The organism is Arthrobacter humicola, assembly GCF_039531445.1.
Classification (GTDB): Bacteria; Actinomycetota; Actinomycetes; order Actinomycetales; family Micrococcaceae; genus Arthrobacter; species Arthrobacter humicola.
In genome coordinates this window covers 265,843-282,501 of sequence record NZ_BAAAQB010000029.1, presented here as the reverse complement: position 1 = coordinate 282,501, position 16,659 = coordinate 265,843, and the positions used below count along the sequence as shown (strand labels likewise).

At 67.6% G+C, this 16,659-nt stretch carries 16 protein-coding genes; 11 read left to right on the top strand and 5 right to left on the bottom strand.

Features of this window, described 5'->3' with window-relative positions:
• Nucleotides 1-604 (top strand): amidohydrolase family protein (locus ABD243_RS10765; RefSeq protein ID WP_344365237.1); only part of this gene is annotated, 604 nt, incomplete at its 5' end.
• Nucleotides 605-642: 38 nt separating this feature from the next.
• Here the strand turns inward: ABD243_RS10765 and ABD243_RS10760 are convergent.
• Complete coding sequence (locus tag ABD243_RS10760; protein ID WP_344365323.1) at nt 643-1,425, bottom strand: glucosamine-6-phosphate deaminase; 783 nt, start codon at nt 1,423-1,425, stop codon at nt 643-645.
• A gap of 68 nt (nt 1,426-1,493) precedes the next feature.
• Nucleotides 1,494-2,147, bottom strand: coding sequence for a FadR/GntR family transcriptional regulator (locus ABD243_RS10755; RefSeq protein ID WP_344365234.1), 654 nt, complete (start codon nt 2,145-2,147; stop codon nt 1,494-1,496).
• 366 nt (nt 2,148-2,513) lie between these two features.
• Between ABD243_RS10755 and ABD243_RS10750 the strand changes: the two genes are divergently transcribed.
• Nucleotides 2,514-3,575 carry an acetylxylan esterase gene (locus ABD243_RS10750; RefSeq protein ID WP_344365232.1) on the top strand — a complete coding sequence of 354 codons (1,062 nt, stop codon included), beginning with the start codon at nt 2,514-2,516 and terminating at the stop codon, nt 3,573-3,575.
• A 55-nt stretch (nt 3,576-3,630) separates the two neighbouring features.
• On the opposite strand, the gene ABD243_RS10745 is transcribed toward ABD243_RS10750, so the two are convergent.
• Nucleotides 3,631-4,110, bottom strand: coding sequence for an Hsp20/alpha crystallin family protein (locus tag ABD243_RS10745; RefSeq protein ID WP_344365229.1), 480 nt, complete (start codon nt 4,108-4,110; stop codon nt 3,631-3,633).
• Between the two features lie 262 nt (nt 4,111-4,372).
• Between ABD243_RS10745 and ABD243_RS10740 the strand changes: the two genes are divergently transcribed.
• Nucleotides 4,373-4,966: an NADPH-dependent FMN reductase gene (locus ABD243_RS10740; RefSeq protein WP_344365227.1), complete on the top strand. Its 594-nt coding sequence runs from the start codon at nt 4,373-4,375 to the stop codon at nt 4,964-4,966.
• 23 nt (nt 4,967-4,989) lie between these two features.
• Here ABD243_RS10740 and ABD243_RS10735 read toward each other — a convergent pair whose 3' ends face one another.
• A complete protein-coding gene (locus tag ABD243_RS10735; protein ID WP_344365225.1) occupies nt 4,990-5,754 on the bottom strand; it encodes a GAF domain-containing protein in 765 nt (254 codons plus the stop codon).
• 449 nt (nt 5,755-6,203) lie between these two features.
• On the opposite strand from ABD243_RS10735, the gene ABD243_RS10730 reads away from it, so the two are divergent.
• The gene (locus tag ABD243_RS10730) at nt 6,204-6,665 is read left to right on the top strand and encodes a hypothetical protein (protein ID WP_344365222.1); all 462 of its coding nucleotides are present in this window, start codon (nt 6,204-6,206) and stop codon (nt 6,663-6,665) included.
• A 140-nt stretch (nt 6,666-6,805) separates the two neighbouring features.
• On the opposite strand, the gene ABD243_RS10725 is transcribed toward ABD243_RS10730, so the two are convergent.
• A complete protein-coding gene (locus ABD243_RS10725) occupies nt 6,806-8,704 on the bottom strand; it encodes an FAD-binding monooxygenase (RefSeq protein ID WP_344365219.1) in 1,899 nt (632 codons plus the stop codon).
• 225 nt (nt 8,705-8,929) lie between these two features.
• Between ABD243_RS10725 and ABD243_RS10720 the strand changes: the two genes are divergently transcribed.
• From ABD243_RS10720 to ABD243_RS10690, 7 genes are all read left to right on the top strand, one after another.
• Nucleotides 8,930-10,402: a fumarylacetoacetate hydrolase family protein gene (locus ABD243_RS10720; protein WP_344365217.1), complete on the top strand. Its 1,473-nt coding sequence runs from the start codon at nt 8,930-8,932 to the stop codon at nt 10,400-10,402.
• Nucleotides 10,395-11,114, top strand: coding sequence for a GntR family transcriptional regulator (locus ABD243_RS10715; RefSeq protein ID WP_344365214.1), 720 nt, complete (start codon nt 10,395-10,397; stop codon nt 11,112-11,114). Before ABD243_RS10720 ends, ABD243_RS10715 begins: the two co-directional genes overlap by 8 nt.
• A gap of 62 nt (nt 11,115-11,176) precedes the next feature.
• Nucleotides 11,177-12,691 (top strand): 5-carboxymethyl-2-hydroxymuconate semialdehyde dehydrogenase, encoded by a 1,515-nt coding sequence (gene hpaE, locus ABD243_RS10710; protein WP_344365212.1) that lies wholly within the window; start codon nt 11,177-11,179, stop codon nt 12,689-12,691.
• Nucleotides 12,692-12,740: 49 nt separating this feature from the next.
• The gene (hpaD, locus tag ABD243_RS10705) at nt 12,741-13,829 is read left to right on the top strand and encodes a 3,4-dihydroxyphenylacetate 2,3-dioxygenase (RefSeq protein WP_116766435.1); all 1,089 of its coding nucleotides are present in this window, start codon (nt 12,741-12,743) and stop codon (nt 13,827-13,829) included.
• A gap of 103 nt (nt 13,830-13,932) precedes the next feature.
• Complete coding sequence (gene hpaH, locus ABD243_RS10700) at nt 13,933-14,718, top strand: 2-oxo-hept-4-ene-1,7-dioate hydratase (RefSeq protein WP_344365209.1); 786 nt, start codon at nt 13,933-13,935, stop codon at nt 14,716-14,718.
• Complete coding sequence (locus ABD243_RS10695) at nt 14,703-15,536, top strand: HpcH/HpaI aldolase family protein (protein ID WP_344365206.1); 834 nt, start codon at nt 14,703-14,705, stop codon at nt 15,534-15,536. The genes hpaH and ABD243_RS10695 overlap by 16 nt, the downstream gene beginning before the upstream one ends.
• Before the next feature lie 19 nt (nt 15,537-15,555).
• The coding region (locus tag ABD243_RS10690; RefSeq protein ID WP_344365203.1) for an aldehyde dehydrogenase family protein at nt 15,556-16,659 on the top strand (1,104 nt) is incomplete at its 3' end.

Here is a 16,659-nt window from a genome sequence, read left to right as displayed (position 1 = left end):
CGCCTCGCTGACGGAAGCCGCCGACCTCGTTGGCAGGGCCGCAGCGGGCGGGCGGTTCGGTCCGCAGGCCCGGCCCACGGTGACGCACCTGTTTAACGGCATGCCGCCGCTGCATCACCGGAGCCCCGGGCCGGCCGGCGCGAGCCTGCGGCTGGCGGCCGCCGGCACCGTCGTGGTCGAACTGATCGGCGACGGCGTCCACCTCGACCCGGAGACGGTCCGGATGGTGTTCGAGGTGGTTGGGGCCGCGAATATCGCGCTGGTGACGGACTCCATGGCGGCCACAGGACTGCCCGACGGCGACTACGAACTGGGACCCTCCGCGGTGGTGGTGCACGACGGCGTAGCCACCCTGAGAAGCAACGGCGCCCTCGCCGGGGGCACGGCGACCCTGCTGGAGGTTGTCCGTGCCACCATCGCGGCAGGGGTGGATCCTGCGGAGGCCGTTCTGGCGGCGACCCTGGTCCCTGCCAGCGTCCTGGGCCTGGAAAACGAGATCGGCGCCCTCCGGACAGGAATGCGCGCCGATATCCTCGCCGTCGACGCGGATTTCGAACTGGTGAGGGTCCTGCGCGGCGGCCGGATTCTGGACGCGTCCGCCTGACCGGGTGCGGATGCCGCCGCGCAGGGTGGCATTCGGTCTTAGGCGACGGCTGCCCCGGCACGCACCTTGACTATTCCGGGCCCGCGGAGGGATCCTGCCGGGACGTCCGTAAGCCGGGCGGCCGCGGCCTCGTCCGCCACCACCGTGACATGCGGGTGCAACTGCAGTACCGAGGCCGGGCACTCGGGCGAAACGGGACCGGCAAGTGCCTCGCGGAGGATGTCGGCCTTGTCCGCCCCGTTGACCACCAGCAGTAGCTGCCGGGCTTCAAGGATGGTTCCCAGGCCCTGAGTGATGCACCGCTCCGGGACGTCGTCAGGGATGTCAAAATAGCGGGCATTCGCCTGGCGCGTGCGCTCGGTCAGCAGTTCCACCCGGGTCCGGGAATCCAGGGCCGAACCCGGTTCGTTGAAGGCCAGGTGCCCGTTGTGTCCGATCCCCAGGATCTGGACGTCTATTCCGCCTGCCTTGGCGATCGCACGGTCATAGTCACGCGCAGCGACGTCTGGGTTCTCGGCGCCGCCGTCGGGAACGAAGACGTTGGCGGGGACAAGGTGCAGCCGTTCGGTCACTTCGCGGCGAACCACCTCGGCGTAGCTCTCCGGATGGCCCGCCGGCAGCCCGACGTACTCGTCCAGCGCGAAGCCGCGGATACCGGACATGTCCAGCCCATGGCCGGCAAGGGCCACATACACCGGCAGCGGCGAGCCGCCGGTGGCCACGCCGAGAACGGCGTCGGGCCGGCTGCGGATCACGGCGGCCAGGATGCCGGCAGCAACTGCCCCGGTTCCCTCGGCGTCGGGCACTACAAAGATTTCCATCATGAGTGGCGCTTTCTGTGGTTCCTAATGCGTCGCGGCCCGCCTGCACGAGCTGGCCGGCGGTCCGGCTAACGGGCAGCGACGTCCTTGAGTTTTTGGCGGATGCCGTCGAAGTGGCGCTGCAGGCGCTCGGAGGCCAGCGTCTTGTTCTTCTCGGCGACGGCCTCGTAAATTTCCCGGTGCATACGGGCCTGCTCCGGGAGGTTGACCGGGCCGGTTCCCAGCGCCTGGTGGATCTGGCGGTACACCTTCCAGAACACGTCCATGAGATTGATCAGGAGCTCGTTGTTCAGGGGCGCATAGAGGCCGCGGTGGAATTCCGCGTCCAGTTCGGCCAGCGCGTCCCCGGCAGCCGCGGCTGCTTCCATCTGCTCCAGGGTGCCGCGGAGTTGGCCAAGGTGCTCGTCGGTCATGAGGTCGATCGCGGAGCCAATGAGGCCCGATTCGAGCGCCTGCCGCACGTCGATGAGCTCCATCGCTTCCTCGCCCCTGTGGCGCAGCGACAGCCGCCCGCGGAAGGCCAGGCCATCGGTGAGTGCGGTGAAGTTGTTCGGTGCCACGAACATGCCAAAGCCGTGGCGGATCTCGATCACGCCCAGCGCCTGAAGCACCTTCAGCGACTCCCGCACAGTGTTGCGCCCGACGCCCAGAACCGCGGAGAGCTCGCTTTCGGTGGGGAGTGCATCCCCAACGTCCAACCCTTGTTCTAGGATGAGGTCCATAATGCGTGTCTGCAGCGCATGGGACCTGATTTGAGCGCTGAAACGGGCCGGCGACACTACTCGGGATTCGATGCTCACGACACTCTCCTTCTGGCCGCAGCCGGGATCGGCCACTCCTACCTCCAGCTTACAGGAGATGGGACGTCCAATGTCCTTTTCGTGCCGCGAGTGTGGAGAATTTTCGCGAGGCGCCTGCGAAAGAGGCGCCGGGCGGCACGTTGGTGGCGGGTTCCGCGGCCCGGAACCCGGGCAGGGCTGCAGGAACTCTTGTTGAGCTCGATGAATCCACGCGTCTGTCCTGTGGGGGAAACTGGTGATCGGACGTAGGATCACCTTCGGACCGTACGCCTCACATCTGGAGACCTCATGCCCCTCTTCGACATGCCGTTGGATCAGCTGCGCAACTACACCTCATCCGCCGTCGAACCCGAAGACTTCGACGACTTCTGGGACCGGACCATTGCCGAGGCCCGCCAATTCCCGCTGGACGCCGTCTATGCACCGGCAGAGAACCACCTGAGCGTCATTGACAGTTTTGACGTCTCCTTCACGGGCTTCGGCGGGGCCCGGATCAAGGGCTGGCTGCACCTGCCGGCAAACCGCGACGCCGGGAGGGCGTTGCCTGTGGTGGTGCAGTACGTCGGCTATTCGGGCGGCCGCGGGCTGGTCCAGCAGGACACAAAGTGGGCGCAGGCCGGGTATGCGCACTTCATCATGGACACCAGAGGCCAGGGCTACGGCGGCAGCCTGGGCGAGAGCGCGGATCCGCACCCGTCGGCCGGAGACGTTGCCTACGCCGGGCTGATGACGCGCGGCCTCTCCTCCCGGGAGGACTACTACTACCGCCGCGTCTTCGTCGACGCCTTCCGGGCCATCGAAGCCGTGCAGAACCATCCCGAGGTGGATGCCTCGAAGGTGCTGCTGGCCGGCCTGAGCCAGGGCGGAGGCTTGGCCATCGCGGCCGCCGGGTTGGCGGCCGGGCGCCTTGACGGCGTGCTGTGCACCATGGCCGATGTGCCGTTCCTGCAGGACTTTCCGCGCGCCGTCGACATCGCCCCGCGCGGGCCCTACCCGGAAGTCGCCGGCTTCCTGGCCCGTCACCGGGACCGTTACGAGCCCGCGCTTGCGGTCCTGAACTATTTCGACGGCGTGCACCTGGGCCGGCGTGCCACGGCGCCGGCGCTGTTCTCGGCGGCGCTGATGGACGACGTCTGCCCGCCGTCGACAGTCTTTGCAGCGTACAACGCCTATGGCACGGGCGCGCCGGCAGGGCCGGGCGCGCGTTTGGGTGAGGCAGCGGGTGCGGCAGCCGCGCGGGCTGTCCCGGCGAAGGCCATTGAGGTGTACCGCTTCAACAATCACGAAGGCGGCCAGGAACACCACTGGGTCAGCCAGCTGCGCTACGTCGCGGAACTTCTGGGCCGCTAAGTGCTTGTCTTGCTAGCGACTCCCGGGCAGCCGCCCGGGAGCTGGCTGGCGGGGGTTATTCCCGGGTGATGGGGAGTTTGGTCGCTTTGGACTCGGCCAGGGCGCGCTCCGGTACAGGCGTGCGGACTTCGAGGACTCCGTCTTTGTAGGTGGCTTTGATGTCTTCCTCTTTCACGTCCGCGGGCAGCGGCAGGGTGCGGAGGAAAGAGCCGTACCGGAACTCGGACCGGTAGCTGTCCTTGCCCTTCTCTTCCTTTTCTTCCTTGCGCTCGGCGCGGATCTGGAGGGCTCCGTCAACAACCGAGACGTCGATGTCCTTGTCCGGATCCAGCCCGGGCGCTTCGGCCCGGATAACAAGGGTGTTGCCGTCAAGGAACTCCTCGACGCGGATCGGCATCGGCCGGTTTTCTTCCTGGAAGAACCGGTCCATGAAGTCCATCAGATCCGACGGTGACCTGCGGAACGCGTCAAAGGGGCTGGTGCGGGATGTGTCCGGCCAGCGGTGGAACGGTGACCACTTATGCAAATCAGACATGACAGATCCTCCGGAGAGTTGTGGTTGGTTGCCCAAAACGGCTGGTACCTCCAGTAGACGCCCGCGGACCGGGTCCGGGCAGGGACTAAAGACCCGCGCCAGGTGCAGGCAGCACTGCCCGGACTCAGCCGACGGGGCAAGAAACCGCCAGCCTGTAAAATGCTGCCCTGCGCGTCGGGCCGCCGCGGCTGCGGAAGCATCGCGCCGTCCGGATTGTTGTTCTGATAGTGGCAAGAAAACATCCGCCGGAAAGGAGTCCGCCATGATTCGCATCGCTATCGTGCTCGGGAGTACCCGGCCCGGACGCCTCGGACAGTCCGTCTGCGACTGGGTAGCTTCACGGGCAGCGGAACGCGGCGATGCCACCTTTGAGGTCCTCGACGTCGCCGATTTCCGCCTCCCGATCCTCGACGAGCCACTGCCGCCCTCCTTCGGCCGGTACAGCCACCCGCACACCAAGGCCTGGTCCGAGGCTGTCGACGGATTCGACGGTTACATCTTCGTCACCGGCGAGTACAACCATTCAATCCCCGGGGCACTGAAAAACGCCTTGGATTACTTGTACAGGGAGTGGAACAACAAGGCAGCCGGGTTCGTCAGCTACGGAAGCAGCGGCGGCATCCGCGCCGTCGAACACCTGCGGGGAGTTGCCGGCGAGCTGCAGATGGCAGACGTCCGGGCGCAGGTGGCACTACCCTTTGCCACAGAGTTCGAGAACTACCGCACCCTGATCCCTACCGCGGCCGCGGAGAAGACTCTGCAGATCCTGTTTAATCAGGTCATCGCCTGGGCCGGCGCCCTGAAGGTCCTCCGCCCGGACCAGTCCCGCGGCAATGAACCCGGCATTGCCGCCTGAGCATCTGCGGGTTCGCCCTGCGCCTAGGCCGGGCTCTCCACCCTCCGCCGCCGTCGACGGACAGGCGGAGCGTCCACAGCGCGGGGCACCGGGGCCAGCGGTGGGCTGGTCTGGGGCACTTCCGGGCCCTGGCCGGAATCGGCACCCAGGACATGGACCGTGCTGCCGGCGGGTTCGCGCACAGGGCCACCCGCGACGCTCCGAAGATAGTCCAGGGCTCCCTCTTCACTAAACCCGTAGTCCCGCACCAGCGTCCGTAAAGCCAGGCCGGCCAGCACCCGGGAGAGCTGCGCCGAGGATAGCTCGGCACTCCCCGCGTACCTGAGCATCATCTGCTGGACCAGAATCAGGGCCCGGGACACCTGGCGGGCCAGCCGCACCGCTGCAGTGATGTCCGCACTCGTGAAAACATGCGGCCACGGGGCATAGAGGTTCACCGCTGCACGGAAACTCTCCGCGGGGACCAGCGGAACGGATACGAGCGACCGGACGCCCTCGGCAGCTGCGGTGCTGGCATACCCGGGCCAGCGGCGCTCCAAGGAGGTGTCCCCCATGACCACAAATTCTCCGCTACGAACCGCCTCGCGGGCCGGGCCGTCGTCGAACGAGCGCTGCGCTTCGTCCGCCGCCCGCGACAGTGCACTGCCCGCGATGAGCGTGCTGGTTTCCCCGGACCGGAGAAGTGTGATTGCCCAGCTGATCCCACGGCCGGGACCGCCGATGTCGTGGACGAGCCCCGTGACGACTTCGCCGAGGAAGGCACCGATATCCGGATCGTTGAAATGCATGTTCCAGAACGCAGCATGCGGATCCCGCCTGCTGTCTGGTGCAGTTCCTTGGGTCATGGTCCACGCTCGAGATCGAAGCACGCAGTTCGTTGCTGAACCGATGAAAACAGCATACGTCCGCACGGGCACCGCGGCGCCACCCAATCTGTCAGCGCCCAAGATCCCCTTCAACGGCCGCGCCGCGGCGGCCCAGGACAGCACTTGCGTGCCGCCCTGGACCGCCTGCCCCGGCTTCAACACCAGTCGCGGACGACCCCTTCCGCCGTGGCACCACCATTCTTACCCGCGGCCGACCGGTCCCAAAAGAGCCATTGTGCCCTGCCCGGGCTTTGGTTGGGCGCCCATCCATTTCACCCCCGGCGGATGAGGTCCATGCCCGCGTCGGGGCACAGGATGAAATATGGCCTCCGATGCGCGGAGGCGACACCCAGCGGGGAGAGGATCTTCCAATGTCGAAACCCCACCCAATTCTCTTCGGATCCATCGCACTCGGGACCGCCGTCGCACTGCTCACCGGATGCAGCCCCGCCAGCACACCCGCGGGCACTTCCAGCGCGCCCGCGTCCGCCTCAAGCCCGCCGCCGAGCACGTCACAGGTCTGCGCTGCGGCCGATGCCCATGCCGCCGCGCTGACAAATTTCAAGGACACACTGAAGCCTGATGCCACGCTGGAGCAGGTCCGCACGGCCCAGGAGCAAGTCACGAAGACCTATGATGACCTCGTCAAGGCCACCGCGGACCTCGCCCAACAACGGGCGGACGCCGTCAAGGCGGCCGAAGCCAAGTTCAACGACGCCGTCAAAGCTGTGCCTGACGACGCAACTTTGACCCAGGCGACCAATTCCCTCCGCGACGATGCCGCAAACGTCCAGGCCGCGATTGTTGACCTCCGGACTGAGGTCAAGTGCTAATGCGCTGACGTCGCGGGGCAGACGTCATTGGCCTGGCGGTCAGGCGGGCGAAAAGTCCACGGGGATACAGGAACGGCAGGCTGCGTTGAGACTGCAGCCTGCCGTTCAAACGGTGTTGATTACTTTGTCGGGGCCACGGATCAGCCGATGCGCGTGCGGGAGCGCAGGACGGGCGCGAAGAACGCGGCGAGCTCCGCCGTCGCCGTCAGCGGCAGGACGTTGGCCACGTACTGGTCCGGGCGCACCACCACGATGACGCCGCCGCGGTCGACGCCGCGCAGCTCGAAGATGTCCGACGCCGGATCGGTGCCGTAGACCTTCTCAAGGTACGGGAGCTTGAACGGCCCGACCTCAGGCTTGAACACCGCCGGCACCGCGCCAATGTCGATTCCCGTGTGGTCCTGCTGGTAGATGACCTTGACGTCGAACCAGGCGTCGGCGTCGGCGCCCTCGGGCGTGGCGGCAAGCGGCGAGTCCGGCGCGTTGGCCAGCCACGCGGCCAAGTCCGTGGTGGGCGACGGGGAGCCGGCCGCTGCCCCGTCGGCGAAGACGTAGATGCGCCAGCGGCCGTCCGCCGTGGCCTGGTGACCGAGCTGGACCGGATTGGTGTCGCAGACGCGCACAACCGGGGCGGACTTGAAACGCTTGCCCACAGGAAAGCCGGTCGCCAGGTTCTGGTGCGCCAACTCGGCGACGATCATCGACGGCGAGTACTCGGTCATGAAGCCGGCGGGGAACTCGGCGGTGCGCACGTAGAAGTCCTCGAGTTCGGAGGGGTTTTCGAACTCTTCGGGCTTCTTGGCCATGAGCGTCGACCACACCTTGTCGAAGTCGATGAGGTCCTTCGCGACAACCTGGCGCTCGGCTGAGTAGGTGGAGAGCAGGCTGACCGGGCTGCGGCCCTCGAGCACGTGGCCGAGCTTCCAGCCGATGTTGAAGCCGTCCTGCATGGAGACGTTCATGCCCTGGCCGGCCTTGGCGCTGTGCGTGTGGCAGGCGTCGCCGGTGATGAACACGCGCGGCGTGCGGGTGCCGAGGTCCTCCGGCAGGACGTCGTCGAACCGGTCGGTGAGGCGGTGGCCGACCTCGTACACGCTGTGCCAGGCCACGTTGCGCACGTCGAGCGTGTACGGGTGGATGATCGCGTTGGCCTTGGCAATGATCTGCTCGATGGTGGTCTTGCGGACGGCCCCGTTGTCATCCTCGGCGACCTCGCCGAGATCCACGTACATGCGGAAGAGGTGCCCGCCCTCGCGCGGGATGAGCAGGATGCTGCCACCGTCATGGGACTGGATGGCGCATTTGAGGCGGATGTCTGGGAAGTCGGTGGAGGCGAGCACGTCCATGACGCCCCACGCGTGGTTGGCCTGGTCGCCGGCAAGCGTGCAGCCGATCGAGTCCCGCACCTTGCTCCGCGCGCCGTCGGCTCCGACAACATACTTCGCCCGGACGGTGCGCGTCCGGCCCTCGTCGGGTCCGGCGGTGTGGACGAGGGTCACGGTGACGGGGTACTCCCCTTCACCGGCGACCTCAAGGCCGACGAACTCGTAGCCGTAGTCCGGCGTCATGCGGGTGGGCGAATTCGCCATGAACTCGCCGAAGTAATCCAGGACGCGGGCCTGATTCACGATGAGATGCGGAAACTCGCTGATTCCGCCCGGGTCATCGAGGGTGCGGGCGCTGCGGACAATGTTCGCGGGGTTCCGGGGGTCCGGCTTCCAGAAGGCCATCTCGGTGATGCGGTAGGCCTCGGCGATGATCCGCTCCGCGAAGCCGAAGGCCTGGAAGGTCTCGACGCTCCGGGCCTGGATGCCGTCGGCCTGGCCGATGGCGAGCCTTCCGCCGCGGCGCTCCACGATCCGGGTCGTGACGCCGGGGAACTGGGACAGCTGGGCGGCTGCGACGATGCCCGCGGGTCCGGTGCCGACGATGAGCACGTCGACCTCGTCTGGAAGTTGCGTGGGCCGGTCGATGCCGACGCCGGCGGCCGGCTGGACTCGCGGGTCACCGGATACGTAACCGTGGTGGTGGAAATGCACGGGCTTTCCTCACTTCGTTGTGTGGCGGTCAATCGCTGCTTATTGTGTTCGATATAAGAACTTCGTGTTCGATAATCGAAATGCACCTTTGATCAAAAACTGTACGGCAGATATGACATGGGTTACAAGTGTCTTGAAAACTCCCGGAAAACAGGGGGTTGACGCGCCCCGGGCTGCCGGGTGATAGTTATCGTATACGATTTCGTACTCGATGAGGAGTAAATCTTGGAACAGGTCACCGACCACATCCTGGCCGCGGCCCGCAAGGTCATCGCGGTGCATGTCAACTACCCCAGCCGGGCAGCCCAGCGCGGCCGCACCCCAGAGCAGCCGTCCTACTTCCTGAAGCCGTCCTCCTCCCTGGCTGTCGGTTCGGCAGGAGCCCCGTCAACCGTGGAACGCCCGGCCGGCTGCGAGCTCCTCGGCTATGAGGGCGAGATCGCCTTGATCATCGGCAAGCCCGCCCGCCGCGTGGGCATCGAGGATGCCTGGAGCCACGTCGAGTGGGTCACGGCCAGCAACGACCTCGGCGTCTATGACCTCCGCTACGCGGACAAGGGCTCCAACCTCCGGTCCAAGGGCGGCGACGGCTTCACCCCCGTAGGTCCGACCCTGATTGCCGCCGACACAGTCGACCCGGCCAAGCTGCGGGTCCGCACCTGGCACAACGGCGACCTCGTGCAGGACGACACCACCGCGGAGCTGCTTTTCCCCTTCGCCCGGCTCGTCGCCGACCTCTCCCAGCTCCTCACCCTCGAAGAGGGGGACATCATCCTCACCGGCACCCCCGCCGGGGCGTCGGTGGCGAAGCCGGGCGACGTCGTCGAGGTGGAAGTCAGCAGCGCTGACTTGACCACCGGCCGGCTGGTCACCCGGGTGGCGGAAGGCACGACGCCGTTCGCGGACTTCGGCGCCCGGCCCAGGACTGATGATCTCCAGCGGGAGGAAGCCTACGGTTCGCGTGAAGCGGCCGGCCTGCCGGCCCCGGCGGCCATCCTGTCCCCGGAGCTGAAGGCGAAGCTGGAAAGCGTGTCCACGGCCACCTTGTCCTCGCAGTTGCGCAAGCGCGGCCTGAACAACGTCAGTATCGACGGCCTGACCTCGACGCGGCCGGACCGGCGGATCGTCGGCCTGGCCCGCACGCTGCGCTACGTCCCCAACCGCGAGGACCTCTTCAAGGCCCACGGCGGCGGCTTCAACGCCCAGAAGAAGGCCATCGATTCGGTCAACGAGGGCGAAATCCTGGTCATGGAGGCCCGCGGCGAAAAGGGCACCGGCACCATCGGCGACATCCTGGCCCTGCGCGCCCAGGTCCGCGGCGCCGCGGCCGTCATCACCGACGGCGGCGTACGTGACTTCTCCGCCGTGGCCGCCATGGACATGCCCACCTACTATGCCAACCCGCACCCGGCCGTCCTGGGCCGCCGGCACATCCCGTGGGACACGGACATCACCATCGCTTGCGGCGGCACCACCGTGCAGCCCGGGGACATCATCGTGGCCGATGCCGACGGCATCCTGGTGATCCCGCCAGCCCTGGCCGAAGAGCTCGCGGACGATTCCATCGCCCAGGAACGCGAGGAAGTCTTCATTTTCGAAATGGTGCAGCAGGGCCACAGCGTGGACGGCCTCTACCCGCTCAACGCCGCATGGCGCGCCCGGTACCAGGAATGGGAAGCAGGCAAACCCAATGACTGAGACGGCCAGCGCAGCAGGCGCGGGGGCAGCCACCGTGTCCTCAAACGGGACCCCCGGGAGCAAGTCCGAGCAGGCCTACGCGACCGTCAAGGCCCGGATCGTGGACGGGACCTACTCCCCCGGCTACCGGCTGGTGCTCGCGAAGATCGCCGAGGACCTGGGCGTCAGCGTGGTCCCGGTCCGGGAGGCCATCCGCCGGCTCGAAGCCGAGGGGCTGGTGACCTTCGAGCGCAACGTCGGCGCCACCGTGTCCGGGATCGACCCCACCGAGTACCTCTACACGATGCAGACCCTCAGCATCGTCGAGGGCGCCGCGACGGCCCTGTCCGCACCGCTCATCGGGGCGGCGGACGTGGCCCGCGCCCGGGCGGTGAACGCCGAAATGCGGGAGTGCCTGGAGCACTTCGACCCCGTCCGGTTCACCCGGCTGAACCAGGACTTCCACAGCGTCCTGTTCGAGCACTGCCCCAACCCACACATCCTGGACCTCGTTCACCGGGGCTGGAACCGGCTCGCGTCCCTGCGGTCCTCAACCTTCCGCTTCGTCCCGGGACGGGCCCACGACTCCGTCGACGAGCACGAAGCTCTGCTGCAGCTCATCGAGTCCGGCGCCAGCCCGGATGAGATCGAGAAGGCCGCCCGCCTCCACCGCAGCGCCACCCTGGACGCGTACCTTGCCCAAAGCAACGCGGGGTCACTCAGCGCCCATTAAGCGGCCCAACATGGGCCGTAAACGACCCCGCGTTGCACTCTCAGTTAGTTAGGAAGACAACAATGACGTTCCCTGCCGCAGAAACCCGGACCCATTACGTTCCGCAGGACCTTCCCACCCACATCCAGCACTACATCAACGGCGAATTCGTTGATTCCGTGGGCGGGGCGACCTTCGATGTCCTGGACCCTGTGTCCAACACCAACTACGCCACCGCCGCCGCCGGGCAGAAGGAGGACATCGACCTCGCCGTCGCCGCCGCCCGCGAAGCGTTCACCAACGGCCCATGGCCGAAGATGAAGCCGCGGGAGCGGGCCCGCGTCCTGAACCGGATCGCCGACGCCGTCGAAGCCCAGGAGGCACGCCTCGCCGAGCTCGAGACCTTTGACACCGGCCTGCCGATCACCCAGGCCAAAGGCCAGGCGCTCCGCGCGGCCGAGAACTTCCGCTTCTTCGCGGACCTGATCGTGGCCCAGTTCGACGACGCCATGAAGGTCCCCGGCGCCCAGATCAACTACGTCAACCGCAAGCCGATCGGCGTCGCGGGCCTCATCACGCCGTGGAACACGCCCTTCATGCTCGAGTCCTGGAAGCTCGCCCCGGCGCTGGCCACCGGCAACACCGTGGTGCTCAAGCCGGCCGAATTCACCCCGCTCTCAGCCTCGTTGTGGGCGACGATCTTCAAGGACGCCGGGCTCCCGGACGGCGTGTTCAACCTGGTCAATGGCCTGGGCGAGGAAGCCGGCGACGCGCTCGTGAAGCACCCGGACGTGCCGCTGATCTCCTTCACCGGCGAGACCACCACGGGCCAGACGATCTTCCGCAACGCCGCGGCCAACCTCAAGGGCCTGTCCATGGAGCTCGGCGGCAAGTCCCCGTGCGTCGTGTTCGCCGACGCCGACCTCGACGCCGCGATCGACTCCGCCCTGTTCGGCGTCTTCTCGCTCAACGGGGAACGCTGCACCGCCGGCTCCCGCATCCTGGTGGAGCGCGCCGTGTACGAGGAATTCTGCGAGAAGTACGCCGCCCGGGCCAAGAACATCGTGGTCGGTGACCCGCACGACCCCAAGACCGAGGTCGGCGCCCTGGTCCACCCGGAGCACTACGCCAAGGTGGCCTCCTACGTGGAAATCGGCAAGTCCGAAGGCCGGCTCCTGGCCGGCGGCGGCCGCCCGGACCACCTCCCGGAGGGCAACTACATCGCCCCCACCGTGTTCGCCGACGTCGCCCCGGACGCGCGGATCTTCCAGGAGGAGATCTTCGGCCCCGTTGTCGCCATCACCCCGTTCGACACCGACGACGAGGCCCTGGCCCTGGCGAACAACACCAGGTACGGGCTCGCAGCCTACATCTGGACCCAGAACCTGACCCGCGCGCACAACTTCTCCCAGAACGTCGAGGCCGGCATGGTCTGGCTCAACAGCCACAACGTCCGCGACCTCCGCACTCCTTTCGGCGGCGTCAAGGCCTCGGGCCTGGGCCACGAGGGCGGCTACCGCTCCATCGACTTCTACACCGACCAGCAGGCCGTCCACATCACCCTGGGCCCTGTTCATACCCCGAAATTCGGCGCCTAAGCTTTCACGCCAGCGCCAAGCAGACCCCTTTCAAAGAAGAGAGAACACCATGACCAACTTCGTCCCCACCCCCACGGTCCCGGCTCCGGACATCGTCCGCTGCGCCTACATGGAAATCGTCGTCACCGACCTCGCCAAATCCCGCGCCTTCTACGTGGACCTCCTTGGCCTGCACGTCACCGAGGAAGACGAGAACGCCATCTACCTGCGTTCGCTTGAGGAGTTCATCCACCACAACCTGGTGCTCCGCAAGGGACCCATCGCCGCCGTCGCGGCCTTCGCCTACCGGGTGAAGTCCCCCGCCGAGGTGGACGCCGCCGAGGCCTACTACAAGGAACTGGGCTGCCGCACCGAACGCCGCAAGGACGGCTTCACCAAGGGCATCGGCGACTCCGTCCGCGTCGAGGACCCGCTGGGCTTCCCCTACGAGTTCTTTTACGAGGTGGAGCACGTGGAACGCCTCACCCAGCGCTATGACCTCTACTCCGCCGGGGAGCTCGTGCGCCTGGACCACTTCAACCAGGTCACCCCCGACGTCCCGCGCGGCCGCAAGTACCTCGAGGACCTCGGCTTCCGCGTCTCCGAAGACATCCAGGACTCCGACGGCGTCACCTACGCGGCCTGGATGCACCGCAAGCAGACCGTGCACGACACCGCCCTGACCGGCGGCAACGGCCCGCGCATGCACCACGTCGCGTTCGCCACCCACGAGAAGCACAACATCATCCAGATCTGCGACAAGATGGGCGCCCTGCGCATCTCCGACAGGATCGAGCGCGGCCCCGGCCGGCACGGCGTCTCCAACGCCTTCTACCTCTACATCCTGGACCCGGACGGCCACCGCGTGGAGATCTACACCCAGGACTACTACACCGGCGACCCGGACAACCCCACCATCACCTGGGACGTGCACGACAACCAGCGCCGCGACTGGTGGGGCAACCCCGTGGTCCCGTCCTGGTACACCGAGGCCTCCCTGGTCCTGGACCTCGACGGCAACCCCCAGCCCGTCATTGTCCGCGAGGAAAAGAGCGAGATGGCCGTCACCGTGGGGGCCGACGGGTTCTCCTACACCCGCAAGGACGAGGACGGCCACGCCGGGGAGAAGACCGGGTTCAAGCTCGGCGCCCAGCTCTAAACGCGGCTGTAAACCCCGAACCGGGCCGCCGGTCCCGCCTCCGCCGGAGGCGGGACCACCCCGGCCACCCCCCACACCGCCCGACCACCTGAGGAGCACCCGAATGCTTGACCCCGCGACCATCGAGGCCATCGCAGACGAACTGCTGGAAGCCGGCCGCAGCCGGACCCCTGTCCCCCGCCTGACCGCCCGCTACCCGGGCATGACGGTGGAGGACTCCTACGCCGTCCAGCAGCTGTGGCGGCGCCGCAACGAGGCCGCCGGGCGCAGGCTCGTGGGCCGCAAAATCGGGCTCACATCCAAAGCCATGCAGGCCGCGACCGGCATCACCGAGCCGGACTACGGCGCCATCTTCGATGACATGGTCCTGGAAACCGGCTGCTCCGTGGGCTGGGACCGCTACACCCACCCCCGTGTGGAAGTGGAACTGGCGTTCGTGCTGAAGAAGGACCTCGCCGGCCCCGGTTGCACCATCTTCGACGTCCTGAACGCCACCGACTACGTGGTCCCGGCCCTGGAGATCCTGGACTCCCGGATCGAAATGGAGGGCCGGACGATCGTGGACACCATCGCCGACAACGCCGCCATGGGTGCCATGGTAGTCGGCGGCCGCCCGGTAAAGCCCGACGCCGTCGACCTCCGCTGGGTCTCCGCCATCCTCTACAAGAACCAGACCGTCGAGGAAACCGGCGTCGCCGCCGGCGTCCTGGACCACCCCGCCAACGGGGTGCACTGGCTGGCCAACAAAATCGCCGCCCACGGAGACGGCATGAAAGCCGGCGACATCATCCTCGCCGGCTCCTTCACCCGGCCCCTCTGGGTGTACAAGGGAGATACCGTCCACGCCGACTACGGACCCCTGGGAGTTGTGACATGCCGCTTCGAGTAAAACCAGATGAAACCTTCCGGGACGCCCTGCGCAACCAAACCGGCGCTGCCGGCCGCCCCCTGGCCGGAATGTGGGTCTGTTCCGGCAGCCCCCTGATCGCGGAACTCTGCGCCGGCTCCGGGCTGGACTGGCTCCTGATCGACGCCGAGCACAGCCCCAACGGACTCGAATCCATCCTCGCCCAGCTGCAGGCCGCGCACGGCTACCCGGTCCAGGTCCTGGTCCGGCCGCCCGTGAACGACACCGTGGTCATCAAGCAGTACCTGGACCTGGGCGTGCAGAACCTGCTGATCCCCATGGTGAACTCGGCCGCCGACGCCGAAGCCGCCGTGGCCGCCACCCGCTACCCGCCCCACGGGGTCCGCGGCGTCGGGTCCGCCCTAGCCAGGGCCGCGCGCTGGAACCGGATCCCCGACTACCTCGCCCGCGCCTCCGACACCATCAGCGTCACCGTGCAGATCGAATCCGAAGCCGCGGTCGCGGCCGTGGAGGAGATCCTGGCGGTGGACGGGGTGGACGCGATCTTCCTGGGGCCCTCCGACCTCGCCGCCTCCCTGGGACTGCTCGGCCAGCAGGAACACCCCCGGGTGCGCGCCGCCGTCGAACACTGCATTGCCGCCGCCACAGCGGCCGGAAAACCCGCCGGCGTAAACGCCTTCAACCCGCCCACGGCCCGCGCCTACCTGGCCGCCGGTGCCGCCTTCGTGCTGGTGGGCGCCGACGTCGCCCTGCTGGCCCGCGGCTCCGAAGCCCTTGCGGCCCAATACATCCCGCCGGACCCGGTGATTGGCCCTGCCGAAACCCCGACCAGCTACTGACTCCCTTTAGGACCTCCTCATGACTGTTTCCGCGATCACCCCTGCCATCTCACCCGAGCGCGAGGCGTTTCTGCTCGCTTCCGTGCCTACCGGCCTGCTGATTAACGGCCAGTGGCGTGACGCGTCCGACGGCGGCACGTTCGACGTCCACGACCCCGCCACCGGCGAAATCCTCGGCACCCTTGCCTCCGCGACCAGCGACGACGCGGTCTCGGCGTTGGACGCGGCTGACGCCGCCCAGGCCGCCTGGGCCCGGACGGCACCCCGTGAACGCGCCGAAATCCTGCGCCGCGCCTTTGACCTGGTCACTGAACGCGCGGAGGACTTCGCCCTGCTCATGACCCTGGAAATGGGCAAGCCGCTGGCCGAGGCCCGCGGCGAGGTGGCCTACGGCGCCGAGTTCCTGCGCTGGTTCTCCGAAGAGACGGTGCGCGACTACGGCCGCTACCTCACCACCCCCGAAGGCAGGAACAAGATCCTGGTGCAGAAAAGGCCGGTGGGGCCGTGCCTGCTCATCACGCCCTGGAACTTCCCCCTCGCCATGGCCACCCGCAAGGTCGCGCCCGCCGTCGCCGCCGGCTGCACCATGGTCCTTAAACCGGCCAAGCTCACTCCGTTGACCGCCCAGCTCTTCGCGAAGACCATGCTCGACGCCGGCCTGCCCGCCGGGGTCCTCAACGTTGTGGCCTCCGCCAGCGCCGCCGGGATCTCCGGGCCGCTGCTCGCCGATTCCCGGCTCCGGAAGGTCTCCTTCACCGGTTCCACCCCGGTGGGCAAGCGCCTCATGGCCGACGCCGCCCAAAATGTGCTGCGCACCTCGATGGAGCTCGGCGGCAACGCCCCGTTCATCGTCTTCGAGGACGCCGACCTCGACGCCGCGGTCGAGGGCGCGATGGCCGCGAAGATGCGCAACATGGGCGAGGCCTGCACGGCCGCCAACCGCTTCCTCGTCCAGGCATCCGTGGCCCAGGAATTCACCCGCAAGTTCGGCGCCGCCATGGGCGCCCTGACCACCGGCCGCGGCACCGAACCGGACGCCACGGTGGGCCCGCTCATTGACGCCGGCGCCCGCGACGACGTCCACGCCCTGGTGACCGCCGCAGTCGACGCCGGGGCAACAGCA